Below are 7,653 nucleotides of genomic sequence, written 5' to 3' on the forward strand. Positions count from 1 at the left end.
GCGTGGCTCGGCTGGGGCAGCGCGCTGCTGCTGGCGGCGCTGTGCGCCGGCGGATCGCTGCGCGGCGCGTGGTGGTGGGCGCAGGGCGGCGTCACGCTGCTGGGGCTGGCAGCGCTCGCGCTGCTGAGCTGGTGGTACCGGCGCGAGCCGCACCCGTTCGCGGTCGTGATGCGCCGCTTCGGCGTGATGGCGATCAGCACCTGGGTGCTGCTGACCATCGCCATCGCCGCCGGCCACCGGCTGCCGGCGGTGCAGCAGCAGATGGTCAACATCGGCCCGGCGATCTGGTACGTGTTCTTCGCGTCGCTGCTGCTGCTGGTGCCGTTCCTGTCGAAATCGCAGCAGGTGATGCGCGAGTTCTCGCTGCTGGCGGCGGTCAGCACGATCGCGACCTCGCTCGACCTGCTGTTCGTCGCGGTGTTCTCGCTCGGCCAGTTCGCCTCGGTGACGCTGGCGCTGTTCCTGTCGCTCGGCATCTATGCCGGAGCGCGGCAGTGGATCCTGAACCAGCTGCTCGGCAGCAGCGTGCTGACGACCGAGCGGATGTTCGAGAAGCTCTACCGCATGGCGCGCGAGGTGGAGACGCACCCCGAGCGCGCCTCCGGCATGTTGATGCAGCTGCTGCGCGAGCTGTTCGACCCGATGGAGGCGGTGGTGGTCGAGAAGACGACCCGCAGCGCCCGCGTGGCCGGCGACGGCTCGACGCTGGTGGTGCCGGTGCCGCAGCTGCCCGGCGTCGGCGACGGGCTGCCCGGCTCGGTGGTGCTGCGCTTCGCGCACCGCGGGCGCAGGCTCTTCACGTCGGAAGACGCGCGGCTGGCCGAACGCATCCTCGAGCAGCTGCGCCGCGCGATCGCGTTCGACAAGGCGGTGGAGCAAGGCCGCAGCGAAGAGCGGCTGCGCCTGGCGCAGGACCTGCACGACGACATCGGCGCGCGGCTGCTGACGCTGATGTACAAGGCGCAGTCGCCCGAGATGGAAGAGTACGTGCGGCACACGCTGCAGGACCTGAAGACGCTGACGCGCGGGCTCGCCGCGCCGAACCACCCGCTGTCGCACGCCGCCGCCGAATGGAAGGCCGACCTGACGCAGCGGCTCACCGCGGCGCACATCGAACTCGGCTGGAACCTCACCTTCGACCGCGACATCTCGCTGACCGTCGTGCAGTGGTCGGCGCTGACGCGCGTGATGCGCGAGCTGGTGAGCAACGCGATCGCGCATGCGAAGGCGCGCCGCGTCGACATCGAGTTCCACCTGCTGCAGGACCGGCTGGAGCTGACGATCACCGACAACGGCATCGGCCACAGCCCGCAGGCCTGGGCCCACGGGCTCGGGCTGGGCGGCGTGCGCAAGCGGGTGAAGCAGCTGGGCGGCGAGGTCGAGTGGAAGGAAGCCGGCGCGGTCGGGATCCGCTGCCGGGTGACGATCAGGCAGCTGTCGGAGCGGCGCTGACACGGCCCCGCCGGGGTCGATATAATCGTTACATGAATCGTTTCATTGAAGACGACGATTCACGCACACCTGCCTCTAGGAAATCGAATTTCCACCTGAAAAGTATCGTTTCATGACGATCGCCGACCGCCTCGTCTCCACGCTGCGCACCTGGCAGCGGATGCCGGCCGGCCGCCTGCTGGAGCTGCTGCAGGTGAGCCGGCCGACGCTGATGCGCGCCGTGCGCGCCGCCGGGCCGGCCGTCATCGCCCGCGGCAGCGCACGCCGCACCGCCTATGCCGCACGCCGGGCACTGCGGGGTGACACGGCGCCCTTGCCGCTGTACCGCATCGACGCGCATGGCGACGCGGCCGAAGTCGCCCACCTGCACCTCACCTACCCCGACGGTTGCGCGGTGGACTTCCTCGAGCCGTTCGAATGGCCGATGGATGCCGACATGCAGGACGGCTGGTTCGACGGCATCCCCTACCCGCTGCAGGACCTGCGGCCRCAGGGCTTCCTCGGCCGGCAGTTCGCGCGCCAGCATGCGCCGCTGCTCGCGGTCGGCGAAGACCCGGCGCGCTGGTCCGATGACGATGCGCTGCACGCCTTGTCGCTGCTGGGCGCGGACCAGAGCGGCAACTTCATCCTGGGCGAAGCGGCCTTCCGGCTCTGGCAATCGAGGCAGGATCATGAACCCGCTCTGATCGCGGACGAGCAGGTGGAGCCCGCCTATGCGCAACTCGCGCAGCGCGCGATGACGGCGGGCGACGCCGGCTCGTCGGCCGGCGGCGAGTTCCCGAAGTTCACCGCCGTGCGACTGCTGGACGGCGTGCCGGCGCACGTCATCGTCAAGTTCTCAGGCTCCGACGATTCCGCGATCACGCAACGCTGGTCGGACCTGCTGGTGTGCGAGCACCTGGCGTCGACCGTGATCCCCTCGCACCTCGGGTTGGCCGCCGCGCGCTCGACGATCCACCGCGCCGGCAACCGGACCTGCCTCGAGGTCGTGCGCTTCGACCGGCATGGCCTGCTCGGGCGCTCGCCGCTGTGCTCCTGGTCGGCGCTGAGCGGTGCGATGTTCGGCCTGGCCGGCCGCCCGTGGACGGAGGCAGCGTCGCAGTTGCTAGCGCTCGGCTTCATCGATGCGCCAACGCACGACCAGATCGCGCGGCTCTGGCATTTCGGCCGGCTCACGGCCAATACCGACATGCACGAAGGCAATCTCTCGTTCGTGCCCGGGCTGAAGCTCTCGCCGACCTACGACGTGCTGCCGATGCTGTACGCGCCGGTGCGCGGCGTGGAGCTGCCCGAGAAGAACTTCGCACCCCCGCGCCCGCTGCCGTCGGAGCGCGAGGCCTGGCAACAGGCCGCCCAGGCGGCGATGGTGCTCTGGCAAGCGGCGGCCGACGACCCGCGCATCAGCACGGCATTCCGGCGCATCTGCGACGACAACGGCGCGATCGTCCGGCGGCTCGCGACCCAGGCCTAGCGTCCGCAGCGCCCCCCCGGGGCCGGGCCGCGGCATGCTGTGCTAGGGTGCAGCCTCATGACCGCCGATCACCCTGCGGAGCCCTTGCAGCACAACGAAGAACGCTTTCGCCTGCTTGTCGAGAGCGTGCGGGACTACGCCATCTTCATGCTCGACCCCGAGGGCCGGGTGGTCACCTGGAATGCCGGTGCCGAGCGCTTCAAGGGCTACCGCGCGCACGAGATCATCGGCCAGCACTTCTCGCGCTTCTACCCGCCCGAGGCGCTGGCGCGCGGCCTGCCCGCGCACGAGCTCGAGGTGGCCCAGGCGACCGGGACCTTCGAGGACGAAGGCTGGCGCGTTTGCCAGGACGGCTCGCAGTTCTGGGCCAACGTCGTGATCACCGCGATGCGCGCCCCCGACGGACAGCTGCTCGGCTTCGCCAAGGTCACGCGCGACCTGACGCAGCGGCGCCATCATGAAGAAGCGCTGCGCCGCAGCGAAGAGCGGTTCCGGCTGCTGGTCGAAGGCGTGTCCGACTACGCGATCTTCATGCTCGACCCCAACGGCCGGATCGCGACCTGGAACGTCGGTGCCGAGCGCATCAAGGGCTACACCGCCGCCGACATCATCGGCCGGCACTTCTCGATCTTCTACCCGCGCGAGGCGCGGGAGAGCGGCTGGCCCGACCACGAACTGCAGGTGGCTGCCGAGAAGGGCAGCTTCGTCGACGAAGGATGGCGGGTGCGCAAGGACGGCTCGATGCTGTGGGCCAACGTCACGATCACCGCGCTGCGCCATGAAGACGGCCGGCTGCTCGGCTTCGCCAAGCTGACCCGCGACCTCACCGAGCGCCGGCAGGCCGAGGCCGCCGAGCTCGCCAGCCGCCAGCGCGACGAACTGCTGCAGGCCGAGCGCAGCGCCCGCATGGAGGCGCAGCGCGCGACGCGCATGAAGGACGAGTTCCTCGCGACGCTGTCGCACGAGCTGCGCACGCCGCTCAGCGCCATCCTCGGCTGGACGCAGGTGCTGCGCCGCGCCGGTCAGGCCGACAAGCCGGTGGACCTGGAGCGCGCCATCGACGTGATCGATCGCAATGCCCGGGCCCAGGTCAAGCTGATCGACGACCTGCTCGACCTGAGCCGGATCATGGCCGGCAAGGTCCGGCTCGATGTGCAGCCGATCACGCTGCTGGAGGTGGTGCAGGCGGCCGTCGATTCGGCGCTGCCGTCGGCCGAGGCCAAGGGCCTGCGCCTGACGAGCCGCCTGGACCCGGGCGCATCGACCGTGCAGGGCGACAGCGGCCGCCTGCAGCAGGTGGTGTGGAACCTGCTCACCAATGCCATCAAGTTCACGCCGAAGGGCGGGCAGGTGCAGGTGACGCTGCAGCGCATCGGCCCGCGCCTCGAGCTGAGCATCAGCGACAGCGGCATCGGCATTCCGGCGAGCTACCTGCCGCACGTGTTCGACCGCTTCTCGCAGCAGGACAGCTCGACGACGCGGGCGTTCGGCGGCCTGGGCCTGGGGCTCGCGATCTGCAGGCAGCTGGTGGAGCTGCACGGCGGCTCGATCAGGGTGAGCAGCGCGGGCGAAGGCCACGGAGCGACCTTCGTGGTCGAGCTGCCGGTCTCGCAGGAGCCGCAGCAGGCCGAGGCGGCGCAGTCCGGGTCGCCGGACGGGGCCGGGGCCGTGGACCTGCCGCCGCTGCCCCGGCTCGGCGGCGTGCACGTCTTCATCGTCGACGACGAACCCGATGCGCGCGAGTTGCTGCGGCGCATGTTCGAGAACCAGGGCGCCCAGGTGACCGCGTTCGCGTCGGCACAGGAGGCGCTCGCGGCCGTGCTGCCGGCCCGGCCGGACCTGATCGTCAGCGACATCGGCATGCCCGAGATGGACGGCTACCAGTTCATGCGGGCGCTGCGCGCCGACGAGAGCCGCGACGAGCGCATCCCGGCGGTGGCGCTGACCGCCTTCGCGCGCGCCGAGGACCGCAAGAAATCGCTGCTCGCCGGCTACCAGGCCCACCTGGCCAAGCCGTTCGACATGGCCGAGCTGATCCTGACGGCGGCGGGGCTGCTGGGGCGCTGAGGCGCCCGCGCCGGGGAGGAGTCACCCCGCATCGCATTCAGCCAAAGCCCCAGGTGTAGGATCCCCCGCTTCCTCCACCTGCCCTGCCCCACCATGTCCGTCTACGACCGCCTGAAAGCCCTCGGCATCGAACTGCCGTCGGTGTCCGCCCCCGCTGCCGCCTACGTGCCCTTCGTGCGCACCGGCAACCTCGTGTTCCTGTCCGGGCACATCGCCAAGCGCGACGGCAAGCCCTGGATCGGCAAGCTCGGCCTCGACACCGACACCGCCACCGGCAAGCTCGCCGCGCGCGCGATCGCGATCGACCTGCTGGGCACGCTGCAGGCGGCCGTCGGCGGCGACCTGAACAAGGTCGAGCGCATCGTCAAGGTGATGAGCCTCGTCAACAGCACCGGCGAGTTCACCGAGCAGCACCTGGTGACCAACGGCTGCTCGGAGCTGCTGGCCGAGGTATTCGGTGCCGACAAGGGCGCGCACGCACGCAGCGCGTTCGGCGTGGCCCAGGTGCCGATGGGCGCCTGCGTCGAGATCGAGTTGATCGCGCAGGTGGCCTGAACGATGGCCACTTTCAAGTTCGGCGCCACGCAGCGCCTGTACGCCGTCGCGCTGCTGTGCCTGGCCGCCGTCGGTATCGCGCTGTTCTCGCAGTACGTCTTCGACATGCGCCCGTGCCCGTGGTGCATCCTGCAGCGCCTGCTGTTCACGCTGATCGCGGTGCTGTGCATCGTCGCCGCGTGGCTGCGCGGCGGGCCGCGCGTCGCGCTCGGCGGCATCTCGGTGCTGCTGGCTGCCTGCGGGATCGCGGCAGCGCTGTACCAGAACCTGGTGGCCGCGAAATCGACCTCGTGCAACCTGACCTTCGCCGACAAGATCATCAGCGGCATCGGCGTCGACAAGCTGCTGCCGTCGGTGTTCCAGGTGACCGGCAGCTGCGCCGAGGCAGCGGTCTCGATCATCGGCGTGCCCTACGAGTTCTGGAGCCTCGCGGTGTTCGGCGTGGCGGGGCTGCTGGTGCTGTCGGCGCTGCGCGGGCGCTGATCACCCTGGCCGCGGGTCAATCGCCGATGGCGCCCGCGGCCATCGAGGGCTAAGCTCACAGCATCGTCCGCTACCGGAGCACGATCATGATGTGGCACTGGAACTCGTGGTGGGAGCCGCGCCAGGACAACCCCACCGCCACCGAGCCCCCGGCTTGGCACGGCCCGTGGGGCGTGGAGCAGATGGCCGCCTGGCAGGCGCGCAGCTGGGAGCACATGGTGAGCGCGAGCCGCTCGATGTGGAGCTTCTGGCTCGGTGCGATGCCGGTGCCCACCTTCCCGGCGATCGGGCAGCTGACGCCGCCGACACCGCCGCAGGAGGTGCAGCCGGAACCACCGGCCGCCGCCGAGGCGAAGGCCCCACGCAAATCACCGCCGCGCAAGCGGACTGCACACCCTGACGGGCGACACGCGCAGCAGGCGCGCCACCGGTGAGCATGCCGCCCGGCCGCTGAGCCGGGCGCGCCATCAACCTGGCATCAGCCCGCCAGCACCCGCTGCGCCTTCATCCCCGCATCCAGCACCTTCCCCTTGCGCGCCCGCTTGCCGCCATAGACGGCGAGCGACGCTCCCTTCAGGTCTTCCTCCTTCGGCTTGCCGCCGCGGCCCAGGCCGAGCACCTTCAGCGCGGCCGCGCAGGTCGCGGTGGAGACCAGCGGATCCTTCGCATCCACTTCCATCAGCGTCAGCCCGCGGCCGCCGTTGGCCTGCAGCTTCAGCTCGTCGAGCGGGAACACCAGCAGCCGGCCGCTCAAGCTCAGGCACGCCACCTGCGTGTGCGCTGCCGCCAGCGGCACCGGCGGCAGCAGCTTGTCGCCCTCGTCCAGCGTCACGAAGCTCTTGCCGCCGCGCTGCCGGCTGACCATGTCCGACACCTGCGCCAGCAGCCCGAAGCCGCCGGTGTTCGACAGCAGCAGCTTCGTGTCGGCACTCGCCGCGAAGTAGTGCAGCGGCTGCGTGCCGCTTTCCAGGTCGACCAGCGTCGTGATCGGCTGGCCGTCGCCGCGCCCGCCCGGCAGCAGGCTGGTCGCGATCGAGTAGACCCGCCCGTTGCTGCCGAACACCAGCAGCGTGTCGACGCTGCGGCACGGGAAGGTGCCGTACAGCCCGTCGCCGGCCTTGAAGGCAAGCGCCGCCGGGTCGACCTCGTGCCCCTTCAGCGCGCGCGCCCAGCCCTTCAGGCTGACCACCACGGTGACCGGCTCGTCGAGCACCTTCACCTCCAGCACGGTGCGCTTGCCGGCCTGGATCAGCGTGCGGCGGTCGTCGCCGTACTGCTTCGCATCGGCCTCGATCTCCTTGACCATCGTGCGGCGCAGCGCCGCCGGGCTGCCGAGGATCTCCTGCAGCTTGTCGCGGTCGGTGCGCAGCTCGCCCAGTTCCTGCTCGATCTTGATCGCCTCCAGCCGCGCCAGCTGGCGCAGCCGGATCTCGAGGATGTCGTCGGCCTGGCGCTCGCTCAGCTTGAAGCGCTCGATCAGCGCCGCCTTCGGCTCGTCCGAGTGCCGGATGATGCGGATCACCTCGTCGATGTTCAGCAGCACCAGCTGCCGGCCCTCGAGCACGTGGATGCGCTCCAGCACCTTGTCGAGCCGGAACTGCGTGCGCCGCTGCACCGTCTGCTGG

The 7,653-nt window shown here is 70.6% G+C and carries 7 protein-coding genes; 6 read left to right on the forward strand and 1 reads right to left on the reverse strand.

The features are described 5' to 3' along the window. From AC1D1T_RS27910 to AC1D1T_RS27935, 6 genes are all read left to right on the forward strand, one after another. Positions 1-1,452, forward strand: a 1,452-nt coding sequence (locus AC1D1T_RS27910) for a sensor histidine kinase (protein ID WP_477992898.1), incomplete at its 5' end; no start/stop codon positions are given. A 112-nt stretch (positions 1,453-1,564) separates the two neighbouring features. Beyond that, the gene (gene yjjJ, locus AC1D1T_RS27915) at positions 1,565-2,923 is read left to right on the forward strand and encodes a type II toxin-antitoxin system HipA family toxin YjjJ (protein WP_477992899.1); all 1,359 of its coding nucleotides are present in this window, start codon (positions 1,565-1,567) and stop codon (positions 2,921-2,923) included. 57 nt (positions 2,924-2,980) lie between these two features. Continuing rightward, the gene (locus AC1D1T_RS27920) at positions 2,981-4,990 is read left to right on the forward strand and encodes a PAS domain-containing hybrid sensor histidine kinase/response regulator (protein WP_477992900.1); all 2,010 of its coding nucleotides are present in this window, start codon (positions 2,981-2,983) and stop codon (positions 4,988-4,990) included. A 93-nt stretch (positions 4,991-5,083) separates the two neighbouring features. Then, on the forward strand, positions 5,084-5,545 hold the full coding sequence (locus AC1D1T_RS27925) for a RidA family protein (RefSeq protein WP_477992901.1): 462 nt from the start codon (positions 5,084-5,086) through the stop codon (positions 5,543-5,545). A 3-nt stretch (positions 5,546-5,548) separates the two neighbouring features. Then, on the forward strand, positions 5,549-6,028 hold the full coding sequence (locus AC1D1T_RS27930; protein WP_477828471.1) for a disulfide bond formation protein B: 480 nt from the start codon (positions 5,549-5,551) through the stop codon (positions 6,026-6,028). A gap of 86 nt (positions 6,029-6,114) precedes the next feature. Beyond that, a complete protein-coding gene (locus AC1D1T_RS27935) occupies positions 6,115-6,462 on the forward strand; it encodes a hypothetical protein (RefSeq protein ID WP_477828472.1) in 348 nt (115 codons plus the stop codon). Positions 6,463-6,506: 44 nt separating this feature from the next. Here AC1D1T_RS27935 and AC1D1T_RS27940 read toward each other — a convergent pair. Next, positions 6,507-7,653: DNA gyrase subunit A (locus tag AC1D1T_RS27940; protein WP_477992902.1), on the reverse strand; the 1,147-nt coding region annotated here is incomplete at its 5' end.

This window comes from Rhizobacter sp. P2_H3 (assembly GCF_056403355.1).

Coding starts and splice junctions, on each gene's coding strand:
- AC1D1T_RS27930 (WP_477828471.1), top strand. CDS start 5,549: ATGGCCACTTTCAAGTTCGGCGCCACGCAGCGCCTGTACGCCGTCGCG.
- AC1D1T_RS27925 (WP_477992901.1), top strand. CDS start 5,084: ATGTCCGTCTACGACCGCCTGAAAGCCCTCGGCATCGAACTGCCGTCG.
- AC1D1T_RS27920 (WP_477992900.1), top strand. CDS start 2,981: ATGACCGCCGATCACCCTGCGGAGCCCTTGCAGCACAACGAAGAACGC.
- AC1D1T_RS27935 (WP_477828472.1), top strand. CDS start 6,115: ATGATGTGGCACTGGAACTCGTGGTGGGAGCCGCGCCAGGACAACCCC.